Annotated in this window: 29 protein-coding genes and 1 tRNA gene; 13 read left to right on the top strand and 17 right to left on the bottom strand. The window is 67.2% G+C overall.

Annotated elements, in window-relative coordinates; all coding sequences use genetic code 11:
• Positions 1-66: 66 nt before the first annotated feature.
• From U5918_RS15235 to U5918_RS15250, 4 genes are all read right to left on the bottom strand, one after another.
• On the bottom strand, positions 67-486 hold the full coding sequence (locus U5918_RS15235) for a type IV pilin N-terminal domain-containing protein (RefSeq protein ID WP_336002398.1): 420 nt from the start codon (positions 484-486) through the stop codon (positions 67-69).
• Positions 487-568: 82 nt separating this feature from the next.
• On the bottom strand, positions 569-1156 hold the full coding sequence (locus U5918_RS15240) for a DUF2150 family protein (RefSeq protein ID WP_336002400.1): 588 nt from the start codon (positions 1154-1156) through the stop codon (positions 569-571).
• Positions 1157-1263: 107 nt separating this feature from the next.
• Positions 1264-1470: a hypothetical protein gene (locus U5918_RS15245; RefSeq protein ID WP_336002401.1), complete on the bottom strand. Its 207-nt coding sequence runs from the start codon at positions 1468-1470 to the stop codon at positions 1264-1266.
• 99 nt (positions 1471-1569) lie between these two features.
• Positions 1570-2412 carry a TatD family hydrolase gene (locus U5918_RS15250; RefSeq protein WP_336002402.1) on the bottom strand — a complete coding sequence of 281 codons (843 nt, stop codon included), beginning with the start codon at positions 2410-2412 and terminating at the stop codon, positions 1570-1572.
• A gap of 101 nt (positions 2413-2513) precedes the next feature.
• Between U5918_RS15250 and U5918_RS15255 the strand changes: the two genes are divergently transcribed.
• The gene (locus U5918_RS15255; RefSeq protein WP_336002405.1) at positions 2514-3551 is read left to right on the top strand and encodes a sodium:calcium antiporter; all 1038 of its coding nucleotides are present in this window, start codon (positions 2514-2516) and stop codon (positions 3549-3551) included.
• On the opposite strand, the gene U5918_RS15260 is transcribed toward U5918_RS15255, so the two are convergent.
• From U5918_RS15260 to U5918_RS15270, 3 genes are all read right to left on the bottom strand, one after another.
• The gene (locus U5918_RS15260) at positions 3548-3994 is read right to left on the bottom strand and encodes an NYN domain-containing protein (protein WP_336002406.1); all 447 of its coding nucleotides are present in this window, start codon (positions 3992-3994) and stop codon (positions 3548-3550) included. The two genes, U5918_RS15255 and U5918_RS15260, sit on opposite strands and share 4 nt — an antisense overlap.
• A 61-nt stretch (positions 3995-4055) precedes the next feature.
• On the bottom strand, positions 4056-4367 hold the full coding sequence (locus U5918_RS15265) for a HalOD1 output domain-containing protein (RefSeq protein WP_336002407.1): 312 nt from the start codon (positions 4365-4367) through the stop codon (positions 4056-4058).
• Positions 4368-4498: 131 nt separating this feature from the next.
• A complete protein-coding gene (locus U5918_RS15270) occupies positions 4499-4648 on the bottom strand; it encodes a hypothetical protein (RefSeq protein ID WP_336002409.1) in 150 nt (49 codons plus the stop codon).
• 506 nt (positions 4649-5154) lie between these two features.
• Between U5918_RS15270 and U5918_RS15275 the strand changes: the two genes are divergently transcribed.
• Together U5918_RS15275 and U5918_RS15280 are read left to right on the top strand one after the other, a co-directional pair.
• Complete coding sequence (locus U5918_RS15275; RefSeq protein WP_336002410.1) at positions 5155-5826, top strand: urease accessory protein UreH domain-containing protein; 672 nt, start codon at positions 5155-5157, stop codon at positions 5824-5826.
• 116 nt (positions 5827-5942) lie between these two features.
• Positions 5943-8096: a vWA domain-containing protein gene (locus U5918_RS15280; RefSeq protein ID WP_336002411.1), complete on the top strand. Its 2154-nt coding sequence runs from the start codon at positions 5943-5945 to the stop codon at positions 8094-8096.
• A 9-nt stretch (positions 8097-8105) separates the two neighbouring features.
• On the opposite strand, the gene U5918_RS15285 is transcribed toward U5918_RS15280, so the two are convergent.
• From U5918_RS15285 to U5918_RS15305, 5 genes are read right to left on the bottom strand one after another with little or no spacing between them, the layout of a single operon-like run.
• Positions 8106-8906, bottom strand: coding sequence for a DUF7289 family protein (locus U5918_RS15285; protein WP_336002413.1), 801 nt, complete (start codon positions 8904-8906; stop codon positions 8106-8108).
• 8 nt (positions 8907-8914) lie between these two features.
• Positions 8915-10426, bottom strand: coding sequence for a DUF7266 family protein (locus U5918_RS15290; RefSeq protein ID WP_336002414.1), 1512 nt, complete (start codon positions 10424-10426; stop codon positions 8915-8917).
• Positions 10423-11391 carry a hypothetical protein gene (locus tag U5918_RS15295; RefSeq protein WP_336002416.1) on the bottom strand — a complete coding sequence of 323 codons (969 nt, stop codon included), beginning with the start codon at positions 11389-11391 and terminating at the stop codon, positions 10423-10425. Before U5918_RS15295 ends, U5918_RS15290 begins: the two co-directional genes overlap by 4 nt.
• The gene (locus U5918_RS15300) at positions 11385-12011 is read right to left on the bottom strand and encodes a DUF7288 family protein (RefSeq protein WP_336002418.1); all 627 of its coding nucleotides are present in this window, start codon (positions 12009-12011) and stop codon (positions 11385-11387) included. Before U5918_RS15300 ends, U5918_RS15295 begins: the two co-directional genes overlap by 7 nt.
• Positions 12012-12013: 2 nt before the next feature.
• The gene (locus U5918_RS15305) at positions 12014-12517 is read right to left on the bottom strand and encodes a DUF7287 family protein (protein WP_336002419.1); all 504 of its coding nucleotides are present in this window, start codon (positions 12515-12517) and stop codon (positions 12014-12016) included.
• 316 nt (positions 12518-12833) lie between these two features.
• On the opposite strand from U5918_RS15305, the gene gcvT reads away from it, so the two are divergent.
• From gcvT to U5918_RS15340, 7 genes are all read left to right on the top strand, one after another.
• Complete coding sequence (gene gcvT, locus U5918_RS15310) at positions 12834-13937, top strand: glycine cleavage system aminomethyltransferase GcvT (RefSeq protein WP_336002420.1); 1104 nt, start codon at positions 12834-12836, stop codon at positions 13935-13937.
• Complete coding sequence (gcvH, locus tag U5918_RS15315) at positions 13934-14317, top strand: glycine cleavage system protein GcvH (protein ID WP_336002422.1); 384 nt, start codon at positions 13934-13936, stop codon at positions 14315-14317. The genes gcvT and gcvH overlap by 4 nt, the downstream gene beginning before the upstream one ends.
• 169 nt (positions 14318-14486) lie before the next feature.
• Complete coding sequence (locus tag U5918_RS15320) at positions 14487-14903, top strand: SRPBCC family protein (protein WP_336002423.1); 417 nt, start codon at positions 14487-14489, stop codon at positions 14901-14903.
• 249 nt (positions 14904-15152) lie between these two features.
• Entirely contained in the window at positions 15153-17015 is a 1863-nt protein-coding gene (locus U5918_RS15325; RefSeq protein WP_336002425.1) for a cation:proton antiporter, read from the top strand.
• Between the two features lie 78 nt (positions 17016-17093).
• On the top strand, positions 17094-18431 hold the full coding sequence (gene gcvPA, locus U5918_RS15330) for an aminomethyl-transferring glycine dehydrogenase subunit GcvPA (RefSeq protein ID WP_336002426.1): 1338 nt from the start codon (positions 17094-17096) through the stop codon (positions 18429-18431).
• A complete protein-coding gene (gene gcvPB, locus U5918_RS15335; RefSeq protein WP_336002429.1) occupies positions 18428-19963 on the top strand; it encodes an aminomethyl-transferring glycine dehydrogenase subunit GcvPB in 1536 nt (511 codons plus the stop codon). The genes gcvPA and gcvPB overlap by 4 nt, the downstream gene beginning before the upstream one ends.
• 62 nt (positions 19964-20025) lie before the next feature.
• Entirely contained in the window at positions 20026-20457 is a 432-nt protein-coding gene (locus U5918_RS15340; protein ID WP_336002430.1) for a CopG family ribbon-helix-helix protein, read from the top strand.
• Between the two features lie 765 nt (positions 20458-21222).
• On the opposite strand, the gene U5918_RS15345 is transcribed toward U5918_RS15340, so the two are convergent.
• Together U5918_RS15345 and U5918_RS15350 are read right to left on the bottom strand one after the other, a co-directional pair.
• Entirely contained in the window at positions 21223-21390 is a 168-nt protein-coding gene (locus U5918_RS15345; protein ID WP_336002432.1) for a DUF7838 family putative zinc beta-ribbon protein, read from the bottom strand.
• A gap of 147 nt (positions 21391-21537) precedes the next feature.
• Entirely contained in the window at positions 21538-22113 is a 576-nt protein-coding gene (locus U5918_RS15350) for a rhomboid family intramembrane serine protease (protein WP_336002433.1), read from the bottom strand.
• A 78-nt stretch (positions 22114-22191) separates the two neighbouring features.
• On the opposite strand from U5918_RS15350, the gene U5918_RS15355 reads away from it, so the two are divergent.
• Complete coding sequence (locus U5918_RS15355; RefSeq protein ID WP_336002434.1) at positions 22192-22728, top strand: cob(I)yrinic acid a,c-diamide adenosyltransferase; 537 nt, start codon at positions 22192-22194, stop codon at positions 22726-22728.
• Positions 22729-22764: 36 nt separating this feature from the next.
• Here the strand turns inward: U5918_RS15355 and U5918_RS15360 are convergent, their stop codons facing one another.
• Positions 22765-23709, bottom strand: coding sequence for an MBL fold metallo-hydrolase (locus U5918_RS15360; protein WP_336002436.1), 945 nt, complete (start codon positions 23707-23709; stop codon positions 22765-22767).
• A gap of 279 nt (positions 23710-23988) precedes the next feature.
• On the opposite strand from U5918_RS15360, the gene U5918_RS15365 reads away from it, so the two are divergent.
• Complete coding sequence (locus U5918_RS15365; RefSeq protein WP_336002437.1) at positions 23989-24249, top strand: DUF7553 family protein; 261 nt, start codon at positions 23989-23991, stop codon at positions 24247-24249.
• A 42-nt stretch (positions 24250-24291) separates the two neighbouring features.
• Positions 24292-24366, top strand: a tRNA-Val gene (locus tag U5918_RS15370).
• 140 nt (positions 24367-24506) lie between these two features.
• On the opposite strand, the gene U5918_RS15375 is transcribed toward U5918_RS15370, so the two are convergent.
• Both U5918_RS15375 and U5918_RS15380 read right to left on the bottom strand, forming a co-directional pair.
• The gene (locus tag U5918_RS15375) at positions 24507-25094 is read right to left on the bottom strand and encodes a DUF7983 family protein (protein ID WP_336002439.1); all 588 of its coding nucleotides are present in this window, start codon (positions 25092-25094) and stop codon (positions 24507-24509) included.
• A gap of 142 nt (positions 25095-25236) precedes the next feature.
• A complete protein-coding gene (locus U5918_RS15380; RefSeq protein WP_336002440.1) occupies positions 25237-25821 on the bottom strand; it encodes an FAD-dependent oxidoreductase in 585 nt (194 codons plus the stop codon).
• Positions 25822-25877 lie beyond the last annotated feature (56 nt).

The raw sequence follows: 25877 nt of genomic DNA on the forward strand, positions 1-25877 counted from the left end.
TCGGTGCTTTCGGCTCCGTGAGTAAAACTCGTGTGGCTGTTCCGTCCACCGTAACGCCGTCCGGGGCTACTCGTCGGCGACGAACACCACCGTCCCCTCGGCGACGATCTCGTTCGTCGGCCGGTGGACCACCAGCACGCGCGCCTCGTCGCCGCTCATCCCGTGCTCGCGGACGAGCGCCTCCCCGAACGCCAGCCGGGCGTCGCCGTCGTCGTTCGTCAGGTTCGCCGCGTCGACCCCGAACCGGGTCGTCCCGTCGGGGCCGCGGACGACGACGTCGAGGTCCGAGACCGCGAGCCCGTCGCCGCCGACGTGGGTGACCTGCAGGTGCGTGTCGTTGCCCTCGATCCGGAGGTCCGCGACCGGCGCCGGCTCGTCGACGACGTTCGAGAGGGCGACGACGCTCACGAGTCCGACCATCGTGACGACCACGCCGGTCAGGATGACGACGCCGACGACCTCCGACTGTGCACGCGCGCGAGACATCCGAGACGTACGCAATCGGCGCCGGACGCGCAATAGTATTGGGGGCGTATCGACCCGGCGGCCCCGTCCCCCCGCAACGCGTTCAGTCCTCGTCTTCTTCGACGACTTCGGGGTCGCTCATGGCGGTCTGGAGACTGTCGAGCCCGTTGACCCACTCGGCGACCAGGCCGAACTCCAGGTCTTCGGCCAGTTCCATCGACAGTTCCTCGCCGTCGATGATGCGGGTGCCGGCCTGCGCGCAGTAGCCCAGGGCGGTGTCCGGGTCCTCCTCGGCCTCGGCGTCGGCGGCCGCGCGGACGTACTCCTCGATCGACCCGTCGTCCGCGACGCCGCCCGCGACGTACTCCTCTGCGGCGTAGAAGACGCAGACCAGCGAGGTCTGGACGCCGTCGACGAGCATCAGCTTCTCCTCGTCGTCGAGCTGGACCTCCGAGAGCACGATCTCGCGGATGTCGGCCAGCTTCTCCCGGGCCTCTTCCTCGTCGATGTGGCCGTCCTCGTGGGCCGTGATGATCTTCGCGACCGCGATGGCCGTGTCGTCCTGGAGGTTCAACAGGAGCCGCGCGGAGTCCTCGTCCTCCGGGTCGATCTCCTCCTCGTCGATCCGCTCGATCCAGTTTTGCCACCGCTCCTCGGTATAAAATGTCCCCGGCGGGTCGCTCTCGCTCATACCTCCACCAATGTACGGCCGGGGTTAAAGACTTCGAGGTCAACGAACCTCGACAGACCCGCCGTCCGGCGTCGAAACGCCGGACAGAGGCCTCATATTCCGAGGATTCACGCGTACTGTCGGAGGAGTCCACACTCCGGGCACCGGACCGTGCTCACGGGCCGCCGGCGGCCGCCCCCCAGCAGCCCAAGCAACCCGCCGCCGTCCTCGTCGGTCGTCACGTACGCCGTCAGGAACTCGGCGAAGCCCGCGCGCAGACTGAACTGGACCGGTTCCATCGGCACGCCGCAGTCGGGACAGGTTCGCTCGACCATACGGGCGGTACGGCCCGGCCGTACCTGGGTCCGTCGCCTACCCCTCGATCGCCGCGGAGAACCCGAACAGCCCGCACCCGGGACAGCGGGCGGTCCCCGTCATTCCATGGTCGCCTCCGTGTCGATCCCGTACACCGACGCGGGCGTCTCGACGTGGGCGTTCCGGACGGCCTCGTCGTGGCCCTCCTCGAGCAGCCAGCGGACGCGCCGGGGGACCGTCTTCGGCCCCAGCACGGCCCCCGGCCGGTCGGGGTCGTCGATGAAGTCCGTCTCCATCAGGAACGGCTCGCCCCGCTCTACCGCGACCTCGAGTTCCTCCTTGTCGCTCAGGACGCTCGGGATCGGCCCCGCAAGCCGCCCGCCGGAGTAGTGTTTTACCACGCGCTCGCGCGGGAGGCCACGCTCTTCTGCCCACTCGGCCACCTCGGTGAAGTCCTCGCCGCCCTCGGTGTGCAACTGGACGGCACAGCCCACCTCGCCGGCCAGTTCGAAGGCGTGTTTCATCACGTCGTTCGAGGCCGCCCACACGTCGTCGTCGACGTCGTAGTGGGGCCGCCCGGACTTGATCGCCAGCGCAGGTCCGTCGGCGACGTACTCGGCGGCCACGTCCAGACCCGCCTGCATCAGATCGCGCGCTTCCGCGGGCTCGTAGCCCCGATCGAGAAGCTGTGAGATCAGCGCCGGGTGGACGCCGAGGACGGGCCAGGCCCGCCCTGCCAGCACGTCGGTCGCGTCCTCGACGGCGCCGACGGTGAGGTCGAACCCCTCCCGGAAGTCGTCGGCGGCGTCGACCTCGACGCCGAGCGACCAGGAGGGTTTGTTCAGCACCAGCAGGTGCGTGCCGCCGTGGTCGGCGAACTCCTCGACGGCGTCCGTGTTGCGTCCGTTCACCGGGTCCAGGTGGAGATGGTTATCGAGGACCGGCGTGTCGAGGTCGTCCATACCGACCCTGGTCGGGCCCGCCGCAAAAGCGGTTCGTTCGCCGTCTCCGGCCCGCCGACGCGCCGGAACCGCTTAGTGTCTCCTGGCTGATCGCCCACTCGATGAACTGGGCGGGCGTCTCGATCGTCGAGGTGGCGGTGATCCTCCTCACGACCGGCGCGATCTACGTCGGCAGCGGCTGGCTGGAAGGGGCGAGCGAGGACCTCTCGACGTACTACGGGCTCCCGATGGTCGTGCAAGGAGCGGTCGTGACCGCCGTGGGGTCGAGCTTCCCCGAACTGGCCTCCGTCGTCTTCGCCGCGATCGTGACCGGCTCCATCGAACTCGGCGTGGGGGCCATCGTCGGCTCGGCCATCTTCAACGTCCTCGTGATCCCGGCGGTGTCGACGCTGGCGACCGACGAGCCGATCGAGGCCAACCGGACGCTCGTCTACAAGGAGGCGCAGTTCTACATGCTCGCGGTGTCCACGCTGGTGATTACCTTCGCGCTCGCGGTCATCTACTACCCCGATCCGTCGGCCGCGGGGGACCTGGAGGGCCTCGTGACCCGACCGCTGGCGCTCATCCCGATCGGCCTGTACGGGCTCTACCTCTTCATCCAGGCCCAGGACACCGGCGACTTCGATGCCGACCGGGGTGGACGTGGCGGGATCGACGTCCGCCGCCAGTGGGCCTTCCTGGCCGCCGGCCTCGTCGTCATCCTCGTGGCCGTCGAGCGCCTCGTCCACGCCGTCGACCTGATCGGCGCCGCGCTCGGCGTCCCGGAGTTCATCATGGGTGTGACGGTCATCGCCGGCGCGACCAGCCTGCCCGACGCGCTGGTGAGCGTCCGGGCCGCCCGTGACGAGCGGGGCGTGGCATCGCTCGCGAACGTACTGGGTTCGAACACCTTCGACCTGCTCGTGGCGATTCCGATCGGCGTCCTCATCGTCGGCGCCGCGTCGATCGACTTCGCGATGGCCGTCCCGATGTTCGCCGTCCTCACCGGCGCGACCGTACTGTTGTTCACCGTCCTCCGGACCGACCTCTCGCTCACCGATCTCGAAGCGTACGCCCTGCTCGCGGCCTACGCGGCCTTCGTGCTCTGGATGATCCTCGAGTCCGCGGGAGTGGTCGCCGGGGTGCTCCCGACAGGCTAGTCCAGCGTCACCGCGTCGTGGGCGGCGGTCCGGAGCGCGTCGGAGCGGCCGTGCTCGCCGGGGGCGATGGCGAAGGTCTCGATCCCCCGGCGGGCGGCGGCCTCGACGACCGGCTTGAAGTCGGTGTCGCGGGAGGCGATCGCGAGCACGTCGATCTCGTCCTCGGCGGCCGCCGCGGTCGCGTCGACGGCGAGTTTCACGTCCACGTCGCCGCTGGTGGTCACCACCTCGAACCCGTTGGCTTCGGCGGCCTGGATCAGCCCCGGGGTCGCGTTCTCGTCGAGATACAGTCGCACGACCGCGAGGCGTCCCTTGCCGGCCGCGACCTCGCGCACGTCGGCGAGGTCGACGTCGAACTCGGAGCGCAGGACGTTGGGCCCGTCGACGAACAGTCCCACGCGCGAACCGTCGCGGCCGGCCGACAGCCGGTCCAGCAGTCCCATGGCTCCGAGAGGGCGGGCGAACGTTATATGCGTGGCCGTTTCCCCCGGCCCGCCAGGCCGGTCACTCCGACTCGGCGGGTTCCACGACGACGGTCCCGTCGCTGTCGACGGTCACCGGCCGCCCCGCGAGCGTGAACTCGACCGTCACGGGTTCGGCGGGCGACGATCCCACCACGCGGACGAGCGCGTCCGGGTCGACGACGTCGTTGAGTACCTCTGACAGCGCCAGCCCGTCGACGCCCTTCGCCTCGGCGACGGCGTTGACGACCGTACTCGGTAGCGAATCCGGGTCCTCGGTGTTCCAGGTCGCCCGATGTCTCCCCCCGTCCGAACGATACCGCCCCCCTCCGTCATCACTGCTGTCGGACCACATGCTCGCGGATACATCCACCGGGTAATCAAAGGTTGTGCTTCCGGGACGAACCCCCGCCCCGTCAGGGCCCGGACTGTGCAGTCGCTGTGGGTGCGTCGAAACAGCGAGAAACCGCCGCAGTGGGTCCTCGATCAGGTCAGGTCGGGAACGAGCGGCGCCTCCGTCTCCGTCGCGCGGGCGACTCCGCCGTCCGACGCGACGCGGGCGTCGTCGGTCCTGTCGGTCGCGCTCGCGATCACGGGCACCATCGGGTCGATCTCGTCGTGTCGTGGCCGGGTCATAGTCTGTGGGTCCGCCGTCTTCGTTTCACACTCCCACGGCGATCACTATAAACCTTCATGATTTATCCTGATACAGCGTACGTCCACGACGAATCGAACGATCGTCTCGGTCCAGTTCACTTCGCGTCCGATTCCAGTCGAAACGTCGGGTGAGTGGAGCACAAGTGAACGCTCGTCGAAATCTGCCGGCGGAGCGCGGGTCCCGTGAGCTGGGGGTCAACTGAGCAAGAGACGGCGCTCGGCGTGCTCGTGTTCGGCCGGACCTGTCTCGATGACGAGTCGCTGGACGTCCGTGCGACTGATCCCGAGCGCGCTGGGGCGCACCCACGAGGTCGGTGAGCTACGAGCCCCTGTTTCACCATACACAGATTTTGGACGCATCGACGAGCGTTTGTGCTCTTTCATCCCGGGGCAGGATAAAATCCGTCCGGTTCTGGTCGCGAAAATCGACGGAGGGCCTGGCCGGATCGGTGGATTGATTACGGCGGTGGCTCGTGTCGGGACACATGGCGATTACTGCGGCAGCGATCACCGGCGCGGTGGTGGGGCTCCGGCACTCGCTGGAGGCCGACCATCTCGCCGCGATCTCGACCCTCGTCAACGAGGAGAAGACCGATCGGCCCAGCGTCGTGGGCGCCTCCTGGGGCGTCGGTCACTCGATTCCGATCGTCGCGATCGGCCTCCTGTTCGTCGCCATTAGCGCGTCGCTCCCGGAATCGGTGACCACCGGGTTCGAGATCCTCGCCGGCCTGATCCTCGTCTATCTCGGGCTCCGGATGCTGTTCGAGGTCTCGGGGCTGCTCGCGGTCGAACAGCACGAACACGACGGACACGAGCACACCCACGTCTCCGTCGGGAGCGTCTCGATCGGCTCCTTCCACACGCACGTGGACGGCGAATCGTTCCTCGTCGGGATCGTCCACGGGCTGGCCGGGAGCGGCGCCATCGTCGTCGCGCTCGCGGCGAGTGCCTCCTCGATCACCTCCTCGTTTTCCCTGCTGCTTTCCTTTTCCCTGGTCACCGTCTGCACGATGAGCGTGCTCTCCTTCCTCTGGGGCCGGATCCTCACGACGCGGCTCAAATCGCTCCTGAAGACCGTCGCCGGCGGCGCGAGCTTCGTCATCGGCGGCCTCCTCGTCGTGAACCAGCTGTTCGGCGTCGGCCCGGTCCTGTTCTGACCCCGCGATAGCGACCCCGTTCGGCCCCGACGCAGCCACTCGGGCGTGGCCGGTCCTCGACGCTCAAAACGGCCAGTATGCTTATTCTTCACGATGCACAACATCTGTGAACTACGATGTGGGAGAACGATCGGTCGCTCGGCGACGCGGATCGGGGTGCCTCGGAGATCCTGGGGATCGTCCTGTTACTCGGGCTCGTCCTTGGGGGCGCGATGGCGGTCGTCGTGATGGGGTCCGGCGCGATCACGGAGGCCAAAGACCAACACGAGATGGAGAGTGCCCTCGCGAGCGTGCAACAGCTCGACGCGACCTTCGGCTCGTTCGGCCGGCAGACCGACGACGCGACGGTCGCCTTCGACCTCGGGAACGTCGACCCCGGAGACGTTCGCGTCGTTCGGACGGGATCGATCGCCGTGACGGCCAACGACGACCCGAACTGTCAGGCCTCGATCCCGCTCAGCTCGATCCGGTACGAGGACGACTCGGGGCGGACCGTCGCCTACGAGGCGGGCGGCGTCTGGCGGGCCGGGGAGACCGGGAGTGCGATGGTTTCGGCGCCGGACGTATCCTTCCAGAACGGGACGCTGTCGGTGTCGGTCGTCGACGTCGTGGGTGACGTCAACGCCTCGCGGATCGATGCCCGGATGAACGCGACGCGCTCGGAGGCGACCACCCAGCGGCTGATCGACGACCTCTACGAGGACGATTGTCAGCGGCCGGACAATCTCACGATGTCGGTCCAGAGCGACTTCGACGTCGCCTGGGCGGACTACCTCCGCGGCGAGACGGGACAGCCGGTGACGCGGTTCGAGGGCAACGACACCGTTCGCCTGTCGCTGTCGAGCGACGAGTTGCCCGTGGCGGCCGACGACGCGGCCAATCAGGTGATCAACCTCTCACAGTCGCCGACGGCCGCCTACATGGACCAGGTCGAAATCCTGAACGATCAGATCACCGTCAACAAGTCGGTCAAGAACACGTTCACCGTGACCGCGGCGCCGCTGCACGACGGAATCGACGTGGGGGACGTTCGGGACGTCGAGACCTCACAGAACGTCCGCCGCAAGTCCCTCGACCTGGTGTTCATCATGGACCGGAGCCTCTCGATGAACGACGGCTACCCGTCGAAGCTCAGTCAGGCGAAGTCGGCCTCGAAGGGCTTTCTCGCCGACCTCGATAGCACCGTCGACCGGGCCGGGCTGGTGGGATACACGATGGACGGCTACACCGACGTAACCAAGATCTACCTGATCGACGACGAGAAGTACCTCTCGAACGACTTCAGTGACACCGGCGTCAACGGCACTATCGACCGGCTCGGCACGGAGGGCGGGACGAACATCAACCGGGGAATCGACGTCTCGAACGAACTCTACGACTACTTCAGCGACCAGAACAGGGACCGGGTCGCCATCCTCCTGACCGACGGCGTCAACGACCATCCCGACGGGCAACCGGAGACGGACGAGTTGAACGCCTCGACGATCGACAAAGCGAAGGCGGCCGCTCGAAACGACGTGACCATCTACACGGTCGGGTTCAGCTCGAGCGAAGACCAGGTCGCGGATGACCTCTTGCGAGACGTCGCGGACATCACGGGTGGGGAGTACTACTACGCCGCGGACGGTGACGAACTAGGTGACCGATTCGGTACGATCCTCGAGTCTATCCAGTCGGAGCCACGGGTGACCAGGGCGCCGATCACGACGTCGTTCTCGACCGACGGTGAGCACCCACCGACGATCGCCGGCGACAGCTCGCACCTCGCCCGCGACGACAGCGGCGGCACGACGTATCTCAACGTCAACGACCCGACGGCGCCGTCGCTGTTCGGGCACTCCTTCCCCGTCTCCGGCGGCGAGAGCGTCGACATCGGTGCCACGGAGTACGATTGCGACTCCTGGGCGGGAACCTCCCAGACCGTCCAGAGCGGCGGGGATACCTACCAGGTCGCCAGGTGCGCGTCGCTCGACGAGAGCAGCGGGACGACGGTTCCGACGACCGTCTACACCGACGGCGACGACGCCAGCCCGCTGCTTTCCAGCGACACCGCCGACTGGCAGACGGACATGGGGGACCAGCTCGACCCGTATCTCGACGGGAGTGATCTGGATCTGAAGAGCAACCAGGCCATCATCGCCTACGACTTCGACGACAGCGTCGACTCGGACAACCTGCTGCTGGTCCTGTACGAGGTCGGCCTCCCGGACCAGGGAACCAGAGCCGAGGTCTTCGAACCGCGGGTCCACAACGTCTCCCTGGACGGGTGACCCGGCCCGTCACCGGCGGAAGGAGACGTTGACGACCGTCCGTCGGACGTAGACGCCGCCGTCGTCACCGACGGTACAGCGCGCGGTGTCAGAGTCGACCATCGTCCACCCCGACTCCGGACGCTCGAAGTAGTCCACCCAGAGCGACTCGCGTGGCGAGTTCCGGACCGAGACGTCCACCTCGGTCGGTGCGGTCGAACTGTTCGCGCCGGTCCGGTTGAGCGGGAACAGGAGGTCGGTCCGCTCTCGCACGCCGACCACGTGGACGACGCCGGAGCCGACCTGGCGCTGGTCCGGCCCGTCGAGTTCGACGATCGAAACGATCGCCCGCTCGCCGTCGCGACAGACCAGCTCCGGACGCTGCTTCATGACCCCGCCGGCCGATCCATCCGACCGGAAGACGGCCCCGTTCTCGAAGGCGACGTCCGTGTCCGCGAGTTCGAGCCGCAGCGAGCCCGGCCTGAACGAGTGCTCGACGTTGGTGTCCGTCTCCACCTCGATCGCCGTGTCGTCGATCCACCGCAGCCGGCCGACCGAGAGGTCGATCCTGGTCGAGTGGCGCTTGGCGCGTTGCTGCTGGAGTCGATCGAGGTCGTTCCCGACGGCTTCCATGTTCCGGACGGCGTTGTTGTGTTGCTCGTGGAGCTGGAACTCGCCCAGCGAGCCGATCCCGACCGTCGTGATGATCGCCACGGCGGTGATGATGATCGCGAACGTCCCGATGAACCCGACCAGATCGCTCACGGCGCGGTCGTCGCCGTCGCGGTCTCGCGGCCGGTCACGATCGTCGGTGGGTGTGTTTCGGATCATCGTATCACTCAGTCGTACAGGGTAGAGACGTACTCCAGCCGGTAGATCGGCGTCTCGCCGCTCTGGATCCCGCCGCTGCTGGTCGCCTCCCGCAGGACGACGTAGTGCAGGCCCCACTCGTCGTTGACCTGGGCGCGGTAGGCGTAGCGGTCCTGGCTCGCGTCCGTCAGGCTCGAGTCCTGGCTGAAGTCGGCCTCGGTGAGCGTACCGTCCTCGAACGTGAACAGCCGGTCCCACTCGACTTCCACCGTGTCCATCGGTTTGTCGGTGATCAACACCGCATCGAGGTCCGTGTCGTCCTCCTCGAGGTAGAAGTTCCTGATCTCCATGCTCCCGACCACGTCGGTGAACCGGGTCACGTTGGATTGCCCATCCACCTCGTGGCGGACCGAGAAGGACATCGTCTCGCCGCTGATGTCCTGGCCGTAGTCGTCGACGGTGATCGTCACGTCGTCACCGGGCTGGACCGTCGTGTCGAAGCCGGTCACGATTATGCCGTCGTTCGGGACTTCGGTGTCGTCGATCTCACGCACGCTCGAATCGGTGTCGGAGGTGATCGTGACCTCTGGTTCACACAACCACCCGTAGCAATCCAGTTCGTCGACGTCGTTCGGCGGATCGATCAGGATCGACTCGATGGTCACCGGGTGGGAACTCCAGTTGTTCGTCATCGTGAACTCCGTCTCGTCGTTGCCGCTCGCGATCGTGAGATCGCGGTTGTACTCGAGCCCGGCGACGGTGATGTTCTGGCTCGTCTTGACCGTGGCGCCGTCGTCGTCGGTGACGTTCAGGTAGACTTCGTAGTAACCGGGGTCGTGATCGTAGTCGTAGGTGATCTTCGGTTTGGAACTCCCGATCCGATCGCCGTTGCCGAAGCTCCAGGTGTAGTTGACGATGCGACTGTCGTCGACGGACGTCGACCCGTCGAACAGGATGTCGTTCGAACTGTCCGGCGCGCCCGGGTCGATCGTGAACCGCGGGACGGGTTCCTGATTCAGGCCTCCAGACACCCGCGTCGTGCTCGTGAAGTCGTGGCCGACGCCGGGCCGAAGCGACTGCCGGCCCGCGTCGGGTGCCGCCTCGCCCTGGGGCCGTCCTTCGAGTCTGAACTCGCCGGCGCCGTTCGAATCGACCGACAGGTCGTTCTCGGCCTGCAGCGGGACGTATTCGGTGATCGAGTGCCCCGCCGACGTGACGACCAGACACGTATCGGGATCCATGCCGTCCGCTTCGCAGTCGCTGCCCTGCCGGAGTCTGACGTTGTAGGACTCGCCGGCGATCAGTGGCTGGTGGCGCACGGACATGGACACGTTGCCGCCACGCTCGCTCATCCGGTCGAGCTGTGTCAGTTCCGCCGCGAGCCTGTTCCCCACGGTCTCCATCTGCTGGCGGGCGCTGGACTCGCGCTGATCGGACAGGAGCGTCCCCGCCGAGTACAGCAGCCCGACGATGAGCAGGCTCGCGATCCCGACCGCCAGGACGTGGGAGACGACCGCGCTCCCTCTGGACTGTCCGTTCATGGATACACGCTCACGTTCTGCGTTCGGTCGATGGTGACGCCAGTGGTGTCGAACGTGACGGTGACGTTCGCCTCCCAGACGACGGGGGCGGTGCAGGGACGGTCGGCATCGACCCCGTCGTCACAGGTCGGGTACGGATCCACGGTGCCGTCGTCGTAGGTGTCGACCGTGTCGTTCGCCACGAGGCCGAACTTCCCGACGCCGCCCTGGCCGTTCTCGATCCGGACGGCGACTGGTCCGCCGACGTTTTCGAGGCCGGGGAAGTCGCAATCGGCTGTGTGCGCGCGTCCCGAGACCAACCCGAGGAGGGAACGGCCCCCGCGGGTGTCGCAGGTCGTGGTGCCGTCGGGGCGGTCGCTGGCCGTCCAGTCGACGCGCACGCTCCCGTCGCGCTCCTTGCCAAGTTCGAGCTGCAGGGACGAGCCGGTCGCGTTCGTCGCCGACACGTTCACCGTGCTGAGCCACCTGCTTCGCATGTTGGCGTTGACGACGAACCGGCCAACCTCTCGACGCTGGCCCGAGACGTTCCGGATCAGCCACCAGTCGGAGCCGCCGCCCGGCGACTGGTACCGGTCGTCACCGACCTGGACGATGCGCTCCCCCCAGGTACTGCTCGCGTTGTGGTACGCCAGATCGACGTAGGTCGAGCCGCTGGCGCCGTAGGTCTCACCCAGGAGACGACCGTACCGGCTCACGTTCTCGTGGATCGAGGCGTTCACCGCGGGCGCGGTGACGTTTCGCTCCCGGTGGTTCACCTCGAGCAGGAGTCGCTGGACGTTCCGCCTGGCCTCGAACTCGAACGACTCCGCCTGGTCCGCGCGGTCGAGTCGGTCGCCCGCCAGCCCGTCCTCGGTGACGATGAGCGTGTTCACGACGACGACCAGGCCGATGATGACGAACGCGACCGCGATGGCACCGGTCAACAGGACCTGCGCCCGTTCGCGCCGGCTGCTCTGGCTCACCATACGGTCAATCGCACCTCCACGACGTTGTACACCGGTCCGTCGACGGCGTTCGGCACGGGATAGTAGCCCCCGCTGCCACCGCGACGCGAGCTGATCTCCTGGAGTTCGATCCCGGACGTCGTCGGGGCGGTGAGCGTCTGGTTGTCGTACAGCGTGATCGTGTACGTCGCCCGGACGGCGGTCTCGTCGGGTTCACCGCGCCTGACGATGGGCGTCGACTCCCAGCCGTTCGAGAGCGACTCGTTCCGGTACCTGATCCGGAGGTTGTAGGTTCGGCCCTGCTCGGTGATCGTCGACTCGAGGATCCGGCCGACCTGTCCCGGTGGCGTCCCGTCGCCGTAGCCGACGCGGCTCCCGACCGCCCCGTAGTACTGCTCCTGGGCGGGCGCGTAGTACCGAATCAGCTCCGAGAGGCCGAACGTGTCGTTCCGTGCCGCCATCCGCAACGCGTCGTCGGCCTGGGCCGACACCTCGGCCTCCGCTCCGGGACCGCCGTCGTCGTCGGTCGGGACCGCGTTGATGGCCTGTAACGCGAACAGCACGGCCGTCAGGAGGACGATGGCCCCGATGAGCCCCTCCAGGGTGAAGGCCTGTCCCCGCTCGTCGGGCGCGGCCCCCATGCTCACCACACCTCCACCACGAGCCGACACACCGGATCGCAGCTCGTCCCGCGGAGTTCGACGAGTCGGCTCGCGCTCGCGACCGACCCGCTGGTCCGGTTCAGGTCGTTCGTGAGCGGGGCGCCACCGGCCCTGACGACGGACCCGTTCGGCACCGTCCGGACGGAGATACTGACCCGTGCCGTCGGTGGGAGCGCGTACCGCTCCCGGATCTCGTCTTGCTCGAGGGCCAGCACCGTGTCGAGGGTGCTCGTCGACAGGGTGGGGTCGTCCAGCGCAACCGAGAGGTTCGAGACCAGCGTCTGTGCGACCCTGTCCGCCTGGGCCTCCTCGTCCCCGCCGACGCCGACCGTGTACGGCGACAGGTACCCCGGCAGGAGACTGAGGACGAACATCGTCGTCACGAGGAACAGCGACACCCCCAGGAGGAAATCCTGTAGCGTCTGTCCGCGCCGGTCCCCCCGGAGCCGTCCGGCCGTCACCCCGCCGTCTCGATCTGTTCTCATCTCTGATTCAGTTTACCCCGACGTCATCTGGCTGCAACTATCGCGTACCGATCGGACCGAGAAACTGCAGGGGCCAATCGAGGATGCGTCTCGTATCCGATCACGTTGCACATTGTCTACCATTTGTTGTTCATCATCGTGAATAAGTATAGCGGGCGTATCGATCCTGAAATTCGAGGGGGTTGGACCCGCTCCCGAGCCCCGTCGTGACGGTCGCGGTCGGGGACGAGTACGGCGATCCGGAGTCGACAGTGGTCATGGTGATGGACCGTAAGTAGACCAAAGAGTTAGGTCGCTGGCCGGGGCGGATACAGGTATGACGGAACGGACGCCGCCCCTGCACGGGATACACGAGGACAGGGGGGCGACATTCACCGACTTCGGCGGGTGGGAGATGCCGGTCGAGTTCGACTCTATCCGCACCGAACACGCGGCCGTCCGCGACTCGGCCGGGATCTTCGACGTCTCGCACATGGGCGAGATCGAGGTGTCCGGCCCGGACGCCGAGCGGCTCATGCAGCGACTCACGACCAACGACGTGACCGCCCTCGATCCCGGCGAGGCCCAGTACGCGATGATCACCGACGACGACGGGATTATCCTCGACGACACGGTCGTCTACGACCTCCCCGACGACCGGCCGGCGGATTTCCTCTTCATCCCGAACGCGGGCCACGACGGGCAGATGTACGACCGCTGGGTCACCCACCGCGACGAGTGGGGACTGGACGCGACCGTCGAGAACCGCACCGACGACTACGCCATGCTCGCCCTGCAGGGCCCGGAAGCCGAGGAGCGCCTGCTCGACGCCGTCGCCGACGACCAGCGGACCGCGATCTGTGACCTCTCGCGGTTTTCGACCATGACGGCGACCGTCGGCGGCGTCGACGCCCTGGTCGCCCGCACCGGCTACACGGGCGAGGACGGGTTCGAACTGATCGTCCCCTGGGACGAGGCCGTCCGCGTCTGGCGGCAGTTCGACTGCCAGGCCTGCGGGCTGGGCGCGCGGGACACCCTCCGCATCGAGATGGGCTTTCTGCTCTCCGGGCAGGACTTCGATCCCGAGGACGACCCCCGGAACCCCTACGAGGCCGGCGTCGGCTTCACGGTCAAACTCGACACGGAGTTCGTGGGCCGGGACGCCCTGGAGGGCGTCGAGGCCCAGGGCGTCGAGGAGAAGCTGACGGGCTTTCGCCTCGTGGATCGGGGCGTCCCCCGCGAGGGGTACGTCGTCCAGGACCTCGACGGCGAGCCCATCGGCGAGGTCACGAGCGGGACGATGAGCCCGACGCTGAACAAGCCGATCGGGCTGGCGTACCTCCCGGTGGAGTACCGGAGTCCGGGCGTCAACGTCCAGGTCGTCGTCCGGGGCGAGCCGAAAAAGGCACAAACACAGGCGTTGCCATTTCTGGATAGATGAGCTTCGAGATCCCAGACGACTGTCGGTTCCTGGAGTCCCACGAGTGGGCGCGGCGCGAAGACGGGACGGTGCGCATCGGCGTCTCGGACTTCGCCCAGGACGAACTCGGCGACGTGGTCTTCGTCGAACTCCCCGACGAGGGGACGCAGGTGACCAAGGACGCGGACTTCGGCGTGGTCGAGAGCATAAAGGCCGTGTCGGACCTCTACGCCCCGGTTTCGGGCACCGTCGTCGGCGTCAACGAAGACCTCGTCGACGCGCCGGAACTGGTCAACGAGGATCCCTACGGCGACGGCTGGATGCTCGAGGTGGAACTCGACGACGAGAGCGAACTCGACGCCCTGCTCTCGCCCGACGAGTACGAGGACCAGATCGCCTGAGGAGCCCGCCCCGCCGACGGATTCTTCCGAAACGTTCGACACGCGCGACTGAGTATCGGCGCAGAGCCGGTCGTCCCCGCTCCTCGGGTCGGAACCCCGTCACAGAGACGACGGCGTCCCGCTGGTGTTCGCCACAAACGGGTTAGGGGAGGGCCGAGTAGCCCGACGCATGGACTCTGTCAGCGTAACGCGGACGTTCGACGCCCCGCCCGACCAGATCCGCGAGGCGATGGCCGACGTCGAACGGTTCATGGAAGGGGCCGGATTCGACGCGGTCGACGTCGACGGCGACGCGATGCGCATCGAGAACGGGTTCAGCATCGCCGCCATCGAACTGTCGCTCCGGCTCGTCGACCGGGAGGGCGCCGAACTGGCCTACGAACAGGTCGACGGCATCTTCGACGAGATGTGGACGACCTACGAGGTAACCGCCCAGAACGGTGGGACCCGCGTCACGGCGACGACCGAGTTCTCGCTGGACGTGGCCGTGATCGGGAGCCTGCTGGACGCGACGGTGATCAAGCGACAGCGCCGGCGCGAACTGGACGCCCAGTTCGACTGGCTGGAAACCGAGACCGGCGAGTGAAGCCGCCGGTCCCGCGCCGTTCATCCGACTCCTGTCCGGCGGTTCCCTGACGCTGTCAGTGGCTCTCGCCGACGCGAACTCCGCCGTCGCGTAGCCGCCGGCTCGTCCCCACCCGTGTCCGTGACTGGCTGATTTGATATCGCGAATAACAGTTTACGCACCCGGTCGGTGGACACGGAATCCACCGGAGAGCGGCGAACGCAACACTTTCGACGCTGGCGGGTCGGATCCTCGAACGACTCCGGAAACGTGACAGCTTCGACCGAACTGATCGCGCTCGTCGTCACGGTCATCGGCGTCGGCGTGGCCGCACAGGTGCTCTCGGACTGGTTGAGCGTGCCGAGCGTGCTCTTCTGGCTGGTGGCGGGCGTCGCCGCTGGCCCCCAGGTGCTGGGGATCATCGACCCCGGGACGATCGACAGCGGCGCGCTGTCGGCCATCGTCGGGCTGAGCGTCGCCGTCATCGTCTTCGAGGGTGCCTTCCACCTCCGGGTCGATCGATTGCGCGAGGCGCCCCGGGAGACGCTCAGGCTGGTGACCGTGGGCGCGGTCATCTCCCACCTCGCGACGACCGTCGTCGTCCGGTACGCGCTGGGGACCTCCTGGGAACTGGCGCTTTTGATCGGGTCGCTGCTGATCGCGACCGGCCCGACGGTGATCAACCCGATCCTGGCCGTCGTCCCCGTCCGCGAGCGCGTGGCGACGACCCTGGAGACCGAGGGGGTCGTCAACGACGTCACCGCCGCCATCCTCGCCATCGTGATGTTCGAGTACCTCCTGCTGGAGGGGGAGGGACTGCCGACGCTGATCGGGCAGTTCGCCTTCCGGCTCGGGGCCGGCGTCCTGGTGGGCGTGGCCGTCGCGACGGTCGTCTGGCTGCTGCTGGCGCGCGTCGAGTTACCGACCGAGAACGCCCTCCGTAACGCGCGACTCGTCGTGTTGGCCGCGGCGCTGTCCGCCTACGGGCTCGCGGAGGCCGGACTCGGCGTCGGCGAGTCGGGCATCGCGGCCGTCGCCGCGGCCGGGTTCGTTCTCGGGAACGTCGACCTCCCGTACCGCGAACAGATCGAGCAGTTCAAAGGCGACGTGACGCTGGTCGTGCTCACCTTCGTCTTCGTCGTGCTGGCCTCGCTGCTCTCGCTCTCCGACCTCCTGTCGCTCGGACTGGGCGGACTCGTGGTCGTCGTCGCCGTCGCGCTCGTAATCCGGCCGCTGCTCGTTTTCCTCTGCACCGTCGGCGGGCGGTTGACGCTCCGCGAACGGCTGTTCGTCAGTGCCATCGGGCCGCGAGGGATCATCCCGGCGAGCGTGGTGACGCTCTTTGCCCTCCGGATCGGCGACAGCCAGCCAGCGGTCGCGACGACGCTGGTCGGGACGGTCTTCCTCGTCATCTTCGCGACCGTGACCTTTCAAGGGGGTCTGGCGAGACACATCGCGCAGGCACTGGACGTGATCCCGAACCGAACCATCATCGTCGGCGGCGGACGGATCGGCACGGCGCTGGCCGAGCGACTCGCGGACCGCGGTGAGGCGGTGACCATCGTCGACCACGATCCGGACGTGGCCGAGCAACTCAGAGAGGCCGGCTACCGGGTCGAAGTCGGTGACGGTGCGAGCAAGGACGTCCTCACGCGGGCCGGCGCGGAGAACGCCAAGGTCGTCGCGGCCGCGACCGCCGACGACGACGTGAACCTGCTCGTCGGGCAACTCGCCCGGAACACCTTCGAGGTCGAGACGATCGTCGCGCGGGTCAACGACCCCGACAACGAGGCTGCATTCCGGGACCTGGACGTCGAGGCGATCTCGACGGGGATGTCCGTCGCGTGGTCGATGGACAACGTGATCGAGCGGCCGGCGATCGCGCGCTGGATGACGGAACTGGACCGGAGCGGCGACGTGCAGGAGGTCGAAGTGACGGCCGACGCCGCCGCCGGTCGCACCGTGTCGGATCTGGCGTCGAACCTCCCCGACGGGTGCTACGTCGGGTTGATCAGTCGCGGGGACGAGAACCGCATCCCCCACGCCGACGACCGGATCGAGCGCAACGATCACATCACGATCATCGGCCGGACGGAAGCCGTCCACGGGGCCATCGACTTCTGCACCGCCTGAACCGGGACACTCTTTTCAGGTCGGGCGTAACACTCCCCAACCACACACAGGGCGGCGTGCCGTCCTGCGGTAGTTACCATGACCGACAACGACACACGCGGGAGCCCGTACGCGCCCCACACGGCGACGGAGACGGCGGCGATGCTGGACGCGGTCGGCGTCGACAGCGAGTCGGACCTGTTCGACATCCCCCCGGCGGTGCGGTTCGACGGCGAGTTCGGCATCGACGCGAGCGACGAACGCGCCGTCCGGCGCGACGTAGAGCGCACCCTCGCTCGCAACGACGACCTGACGGAACTGCTCGGCCGCGGCCACTACGACCACTACGTCCCGTCGATGGTCGACCACCTGGCCGACCGCTCCGAGTTTCTCACCTCCTACACGCAGTACCAGCCCGAAGTCGCGCAGGGCTTTCTCCAGGCGCTCTTCGAGTACCAGTCGCTTTTGGTCGAACTCACCGGACTCGAGGTGGCCAACTGCTCGATGTACGATGCGGCGACGGCGCTGGGCGAAGCCGCCACGCTCGCCAGCCGCGTGCGTTCGGTTTCGGGCGACCGGGTGCTCGTCCCGGCCCAGCTGAGCGACGGGCGACGCGGCGTACTGGAGAACTACGCCGACGGCGCCGACCTGCTCGTCGACACCTATCCCATGGCCGACGGCGCCGTGGACATCGATGCCCTCGAGGGAATGATGGACGAGGACGTGGCGATGGTGTACGCGGAGTCACCGACGATCCGGGGCGTCGTCGAACCGTCGCTGTCGGCGGTCGGTGGCCTCGCCGACGCCCATGACGCGCTGTTCTGTCTCGGCTCGGATCCGGTGGCGCTCTCACTGCTCGAATCGCCTGCAAGCGTCGGGGCGGACGTGGTCGTCGGCGACGCGAGTACGCTCGGTCTCGGCCGGAGTTACGGGATGGGGCTGGGGATGTTCGCGACGCGCGAGGACTACCTCCGGCAGGTCCCCGGCCGGCTGGTGGGGGCTGGCGAAGACGAAAGCGGTCGCAGAGCGTACACGCTGACGCTCCAGACGCGTGAACAGCACATCCGTCGCGAGCGTGCCACCTCGAACATCTGCACCAACCAGGCCTGGGTGGCGCTCCGGGCGGCCATGCACGCCGCCTGGCTCGGGCCGGACGGACTCGTCGACCTCGCCGAGGACTGCGTCGCCTACCCGCGCGACCTGGCGGCCAGGCTGGACGAGATCGAGGGCGTCCAGGCGCCGATCCACGACCGTCACCACTTCCGGGAGTTCCAGGCGCGGACGGACCAGCCCGCCGCGGCGGTGGCGGGCGACCTGCGCGACCGCGGCTACGCGGTCCACACCCTCGGCGAACACCGACTGGGGATCTGCGTCACCGAGCGGACCGCAGACAGGCTCGATCGGTTCGTCGCCGCGATGGCGGAGGTGGCCCCATGAGCGAGGGCGAAGGTGACGGGAGCCGGGAGTCCACCGGACCGCTCGGCTACGACCAGGCCCGCTGGACCGACTCGGGGGAGCGGTACGAGCCGCTGCTCTCGGAGAAGGACTCGACGGAAGTCGAGGTCGGGGGCGACGACTCGCCGCTGCCCGACGACCTGACCCGTGATTCGCTCGAACTGCCCGCCCTCTCGGAGCCGGAACTGGCGCGCCACTACACCCGACTCTCCCAGATGAACTACGGCGTCGAGAGCGGCCCCTTCCCGCTCGGCTCCTGCACGATGAAGTACAACCCCAAGTTCACGGAGGACGTGGCGGCCCTGCCCGACGGCGCGGTCCATCCGGACCGTCCGGACGAGACGGTCCAGGGGACGCTCGCGATCCTGGCCGGCCTGCAGGACTACCTCGGACGGATCGGCGGGATGGACGCGGTCACCCTCCAGCCGCCGGCCGGCGCGGCCGGCGAGTACGCAGGCATCCTGATCGCGAAGGCCTACCACGAACACCGGGGCGAGGAGCGGACGGAGGTCGTCGTCCCCGACAGCGCCCACGGCACGAACTTCGCGAGCGCGGCCCTGGCCGGCTACGACGTCGTCGAACTCCCCAGCGCCGAGGACGGTCGCGTCGACCTCGACGCGCTCCGGGCCGCCGTCGGCGACGACACCGCGGCGCTGATGCTCACGAACCCGAACACGCTGGGCTGCTTCGAGCGGGACATCGAGACGATCGCGGAGATCGTCCACGACGCGGGCGGCCTGCTCTACTACGACGGCGCGAACCTCAACGCCCTGCTGGGGCAGGCTCGCCCGGGCGACATGGGCTTCGACGTGATGCACTACAACGTCCACAAGACCTTCGCGACGCCCCACGGCGGCGGCGGGCCAGGGGCCGGACCGGTGGGCGTCAATGCGGAACTCGCGCCCTTCCTGCCGTCGCCGCACGTGCGGCGCGTGCCGCGAAGCGGCACGGACGGGTCGAGCGGGGAACGGAGTGACCCGCGAGACGGGCCCCACCACGACGGCTACGAGCGTTACGACCCCGAACACAGCGTGGGGAAGGTCCACGGCTTCGAGGGCAACTGGCTCGTCCTGATCAAGGCCTACGCGTACATCTCGCGGCTGGGCGACGCCGGACTGGCGGACGCCAGCGCCAAGGCCGTCCTCAACGCGAACTACCTGGCCGAACAGGTGGACTACGAGGTGCCGTTCGGCCCGTTCCACCACGAGTTCGTCGCCAGCGCGGGCGACCAGGACGCCGCCGACGTGGCCAAGCGAATGCTCGACTTCGGCGTCCATCCGCCGACCACGAAGTGGCCTGAGATCGTCGGCGAGGCGCTGATGACCGAACCGACCGAGATCGAGGGCAAACGCACGCTCGACCAGCTGGCAGCGGCCTTCGACGCCGTCGCCGGCGAAGACGATTCGACGCTCGAGGCCGCGCCGTCGAAGACGAGCGCCCGCCGGATCGACCAGGTCGCCGCAGCCCGGAACCCGCGGCTCTCGTGGCAGGCGCTCGACGACGGCGAGGAGTGACTCCCCCGCCGTCCGCGGCCCCCTTACAAATCATTAATAGTCGAGCGGTGCTGCGTTAACATATGACCGTCGTCAGCGTCTCGATGCCCGAGGAGTTACTCGAACGGATCGACGAGTTCGCGGACGGCCACGGCTACACCGGCCGGAGCGAGGTCGTCAGGGAAGCGGCTCGAAACCTCCTCGGCGAGTTCGAAGACCGTCGGCTGGAGGGCCGCGAACTCATGGGCGTCGTCACCGTCCTGTTCAACTACGAGACCACGAGCGTCGAGGAGCGGATGATGCACCTGCGTCACCAGCACGAGGGACTGGTCCAGTCGAACGTCCACAACCACGTCGGCGACGCCTACTGCATGGAACTGTTCATCCTCGAAGGGTCCCTGGAGGAGATTTCTACCTTCGTGGGCAAGATCCGGGCGACCAAGGACACGCTGACGGTGGATTACTCGGTGATCCCCGTCGACGGGCTGGACGGGGCGTTGACCGGCGGAAACTGATCCCAGCGGGGGTGAGAGCGGAGCGCGCGTGGTTCGATCTCGCGGGGGCAGGATCTCAGCCTCGAAGCCCGCCGGGACGTCGCTCGACCGCCGGTATCGCGGCACGGCTATCGGCTGCGTGAACGGTGAAGACCGAACCGATCGCCATCCTGCCCGCCAGCGTGACGAATAGAGCCACAGCGAGACGTGTCTGAGAGGAATCGATCACTCCGGGGAGCTATCGCAATGCCGGGAATACGGGTCGCAGCGGTTTTCACCGCTCGAGACAGCCCCGCTCGGCCCGTACGATTCGTGTGCAACCTCGATTTCCTATTGCGACATACCGTTTAGGCGTACTGGCTGCGAACTCTCTACGAGCCGCTCACGACCGTTCTGAGGCCGGTTCGCCGCCGGTACGACTGCTGAGCTAGCAAGGAGAGGGTCGAACGCGGAAATAGAGGGGGCGAATCGGTGGGGACTCGGCCGAATCCGACGGACTGGGGGCTGTTTCACCGGTCTCGTTCGCCGATCGGGGGCTCAGCACGGTCGCTCGTTCGCGATGCAGCGGATCCGTCGGGCGCTGGAGTCACGAAGGAGGCTCCGGGGGCCCGGATGCGCGGCGAAGAACGTGGGTTCGTGCGCGAAGCTGCCGAGTGGCGCTGAGAAACGGCTCCGTCGGCGAATCGAAACGGCGGGTGAGCGCGCAACGTGTCGAATTGCAGGGCCGTCCGGTGCCCTCACGGTCTCTGGTGACGGTGATCGACGAGAACGATGACGGCGATCGGGTCAGGCGGACGCGCCGGTGTCGATGCCGTCGATCTTCACGAAGCCGTAGTCGCAGTCCGGGCAGTGCCACTTCACCTTCTGTCCCAGGTGGAGCGTGGTGCTCGCCGCCCGGTAGAAGGTCTTCGACTCGCCACAGCTCGGACAGGATCGATCGAGTTCCATGGCCATGTCCCGCGCTTTGCCGGCCGGACAGTTCAACGTCCCGGTTTTCGAGGGGGATAAACGACTGACCGCTATATCGAATCGGCAACGGCGCCGCCGAGCTGGGTCGATCCGAAACCCGAACTGTAGGGCACTGCGGACGGTCTGTCGGCGTTACCGGGCCCGGAGGAGGTGCGCCCGGCCGGCGAGCAGGCCGAGGAACAGGCCGGTGAAGTGCGCGACCAGGGCGGCGCGGGCCGAACCGGTCGCGAGCGTGACGACGGCGGCGACCAGCAGGAAGGCGAGTACCTGGACGCGCGTGGAGAGGGCGACGCCGCCGACGACGGTCTCGGTGAGCCGGTTGCCGGTCAGGAGGTAGCCCAGGAACGCGAAGATGGCGCCGCTGGCGCCGAGGACGCCCGTCGCCGGCCCGAAGAGGTCCCCGAGCGTGATCTGGGCGACGCCGGCGAGGGCGCCGGTCCCCACGAAGAAGACGTGATAGCGCAGGCTGGTCGTCTTCCGTTCGAGCAGGAAGCCGGTGACCAGCAGGCCGGCGGAGTTGGCGAGCAGGTGATCGAGGGTCTGGTGGGCGTAGACGCTCGTGACGACCGTCCACGGGTGGACGGCCACCGGTGGGTGCAGGACGAACAGCGTCCCGGAGAGTCCGAAGGGCACGGCCGCCCACTCGAGGAGGAAGACGACGACGAAGATCGACAGCGTCGTGATCGTCGGACTCCCGCCCCTGGCCATACCGACTCTGGAGTCCCCGAGCAGTAAACTCCGTCGCCGTCGGGGAGCTATAAGACCGTGGCGACCCACGTTTGCGCCATGAAGATCTACACCGGCCGCGGCGACGAGGGACTGACCGATCTCCGGAACATGGACCGCGTGTCGAAGGCCAGCCCGCGGATCGAGGCCTACGGCACCGTCGACGAGGTCAACGCGCTGGTGGGCGTGGTCCGCCCGACGGGTCAGGACGACGTCGACGAGCAACTCCGGGCGATCCAGAACCACCTCCACGTCGTCCAGGCGGACTTCGCGAACCCGAATCCGGACGAGGACGACCCGCAGATCACCGACGAGCACGTCGAGGAACTCGAGTCGTGGATGGACGGGTACGACGAGGAACTCGATCCACTGGAGTCCTTCATCCTCCCCAGCGGCAGCGAACCCGGCGCGAAACTCCACCAGGCCCGGGCGGTCTGTCGCCGCGCCGAACGGCGGGCCGTGAGCTTCGCCTCGGAGGAGGCGGGCGTCAACGACGCCGCCATCGTCTACCTCAATCGCCTCTCGGACTGCCTGTTCACGCTCGCGCGCGTCGTCAACAAGCGCGAGGGCGTCCGCGAGGAGAACCCCGAGTACTGAGGCCCCGGTCCAGTCGCAACAGCTGCTCGCGTCGACCTACTGGGGCTCGTAGACCAGCACGCCGCCGCGGTCGCGAAGCGTCACCTCGCCCCGGTCTTCGAGCACGTCGAGGTGGCCCACCGCCTCGCTCATGCCGGCGAAGGACTCGGTGACCGGCAGGTCCTCGAACAGCCCCTCCATCACGTCGACCGGCGTCGTCGGGCCGTCGACCAGCGCTTTCACGTTCGCGGTGCGCTCCTCGTGGGCCTCGCGGATCTCGCCGATACGCTCGCTCGGCCGGTCGATCAGGTCGCGGTGGCCGGGGAGCAGTCGGTCGTAGTCGCGGTCGCGGAGGCGGTCGAGCGAGCGGTTGTAGGCCGGGAGGACCCGGGGTCGCTCGCCGTCCTCGCCGGGCGGCAGGAGGAAGGGATTCGGCGTGATCTCGAGGAGGACGTGGTCGCCGACGATCGCCTGGCGCTCCCCGTCGGCGTCGAAGGAGAGGACACATTCCCCGTCCGCGTGGCCGAGTACCTCGTCGACGTCGAGGACGGTGTCGTGGACGACGAGGGTGTCGCCCTGGACGACCTCCTGGTCGACCGCGACGTCGGGGGCGTACCGCAGGAACACCTCGGGGAGGCCGGTAACGGTCTCGGCGGTCGAGCGGGCCATCCCGCAGCGCTCGAAGAAGTCGGTGAAGAACTCGCATTCGCGCTCGAAGCGGCCCTCGAAGTCGCTGACGATGGCGGCGGCGTCGGGGGTGGCGACGACGGTCGCGCCGGCGTCGCGGAACCGGTGGGCGAGTCCGAAGTGGTCGGGATGTGGGTGGGTGATCACCACGCGCTCGATATCGTCGGGTTCGAGGTTTCGTTCGTCGAGCGCGTCGAGCAGGTGCGACCAGGCCTCCTCGCTGTCTGGACCGGGATCGACGAGGGTGCGCCCGGCGAGGTAGGCGTTGACCGGGCCGATCTGGAACGGCGTCGGAACCGTGAGGCGTGTGAACATGCAATCGCCTACCCGCCGCTGGGGCATACAGTTTTGGTCGAAAAGCGCGGCCGGCGAGTCCGTGCCCACGGTGAGGCTCGACGGCCGAGTACCGTTTGGACGCGTTGTTGGGACAGACGCGTGGCCGACCCCCGACGGGGCTGCAGCCGATTTTAGGTACGCCTAAATAATTGAAAAAGGTTGTGGTCGGCCCCGCCGGGCAGTGCACCCCGTCACCCTCTGACGGCCCGGACGTGTAGGGCCACAAACCTTTTATCTGTCCTCTGCGTAAGGACGGATATGAACAAACACTTCGAAGACGCGGGCTACTACCTGAAGCGAGCGGGCGAGACGGCAAAGCGCGGCGTCGTGGAGGAACTCGAACCGGTCCAGCGGCGCGTCGAGAAGTTGACCGGCGGCGAGGACGAACCGGAACCGGGCCGGCTGGAGGAAGTCCGTGCGGACCTGAAGGAGATCCAGGGACGCGCAGAGGGCGAGGCGAAGGAGGCCATCGCGAAGGCGCGGGAGCGGATCGATTCCTACCGGACGGCGGAAGCCTGAGAGGTAACCCTTAAGTCCGGTCCAGCGGTAGGATTTTTCGCCGGGTCGGTGATCTAGTCCGGTTATGATATCTCCTTCACACGGAGAAAGCCGGCGGTTCAAATCCGCCCCGACCCATTTTCAAGGGACAAGACGAGGAGCGCTGCGAGGAGTCCGTCCCTCGAAAATGATCGACAGGATTTGAGCCCAGAGGACGAGCGAAGCGAAGTCCTCGCGTTCACAATGCGTTCGGAACAAGTTACTTTGACAACTAAATCTCAGCTGTGTTTTCGAACGAAATCGCGCCAGCCTTCATACGACGTATTCGCCCAGATGTGCTTATCCGTGCTACTCCCACTGACATGGCGCGCGACAGAAGATGCAGACCGATGACTGTAGTCGCATCCTTCTATCGGACAGTTTACTTTGTCCGCTGGGTTGCCCATGTTGTCCATCATCGCTTTGATTGAGGGTTCAGTCGTACTCTTAGTTTGGTCCTCTTCGTGATGGGTATCCACGAGCGGGGAAGGTGAAGCCGTCTCAGTTTCGATCAGGTTTCCACCCTGATCGTCAAGTTCGATATGCGGATGGAGACTGAGAACGGTAGCGTAGGGTTCGGCGTTGGGGGGCAGCCGGTCGAGGCCGAATCCCTCTCTGGCTTCAGTAACACGTTCGTACAGTGTCTCAAACTGGTCACGTTCGAGCGGGACTCTATCGTCACCGTCCCGATACTCTATCAGAAGGCGACGTTCTTGAACAGCAGTCACACGAAAGGACTTCTGTGACAGCGGCGTAGTGAAGACTGTCTCGGATGGAAGGTCCTCCACGTTCTCGAGGAGAACGTGCCACTCTTTTCCGAACGACATAACAGGGTCTTGAGAGGCACACAGCAAAAGATTGCGGACCAGTCAGTTCGACGCTAAACGCACTACGTAGAAGTTCGGCGCACAGCGGACGTAGCGATTGGTAACTGTCGTTCTAATCGAGTTCGAACAGGCTCGACAGACTTTACTCCCCGGCCATCCCGCCGAACGTTTCGTCGGCGTCGGCGGGGGTGTCGAAGTCGTGGAAGTTCTCGCCCTTTTCCTTACTCAAGATGTTGAGCGCAGCAGCGGCGCCGTCGCCGGCGGAGATGACGGCCTGCCACTCCTCGGTCCGGACCATGGCGCCGGTGGCGTAGGCGTCCGCGACGCTGGTCTGCATGTTGACTTCCACGTCCACCACGTCGTCGTCTGTGAAATCACAGCCGAGGTCCTCGGCGAGGTCGCGGTTCGCGCCGGTGGCGAGGACGAGGTAGTCGGCGTCGAGGGAGTCGTCGTCGGTGGCGACGGAGAAGCCGTCGCCGGTGGCCTCGACGTCGGTGACTGCCGCGTCCTGGCGGCGGTCGACGCCGAAGCTGTCGACCTGGTTCCGAAGCGTCTCCATGTAGGCCGTGCCGTCCTGGGAGCCGATCCCGGGGTAGTTGAACAGGTGGGCCTTGTGCATCCAGGTCTTGTCGGAGTCGAAGACGGTGGCGTCGACGCCGTTTTTCTGGCAGAACAGTGCGGCGCTCAGGCCGGCGGGGCCGCCGCCGACGATGGCAACGTTGGCCATACCGAAAACAGGGCATTCGGACGGAAAGCCGTTTGGCCAGCCAGGGCACAGGCCAA

Origin of the sequence: Halorientalis sp. LT38 (genome assembly GCF_037031225.1) — an archaeon.
GTDB lineage: Archaea > Halobacteriota > Halobacteria > Halobacteriales > Haloarculaceae > Halorientalis > Halorientalis halophila.